The 363-nt window shown below is 46.6% G+C and carries 1 protein-coding gene; it reads left to right on the forward strand.

The features are described 5' to 3' along the window. Positions 1-33: 33 nt before the first annotated feature. On the forward strand, positions 34-363 hold a 330-nt coding region (locus tag A3739_RS08405; RefSeq protein WP_068501012.1), incomplete at its 3' end, for a gamma-butyrobetaine hydroxylase-like domain-containing protein.

Raw genomic sequence — 363 nt, forward strand, 5'->3', positions numbered from 1 at the left:
GTCAATACATTCTATAGACGGCGAACTCTTAAGATGATCCCAACGCGCATTGAACTCAAAAAACAGTCTCGTACACTCGCCTTATCTTATGCCGATGGCGACTATGCACTGAGCTTTGAGTTATTGCGCGTATTATCGCCCTCTGCTGAAGTGCGCGGCCATGGCAAACCCATCCTACAACACAGTAAAAAGTCAGTGCAGTTAGTCGGCATAGAACAAGCCGGTAATTATGCCCTCAAGCTTAGCTTCGATGACGGACATGACTCGGGATTGTACACGTGGGACTACTTACGAAAACTTGCTTTAGAACAAACAAGTCTGTGGCAGGATTATCTCGATCAACTTAGCGATGCGGGATTAAGC

The organism is Oleiphilus sp. HI0067 (assembly GCF_001635735.1).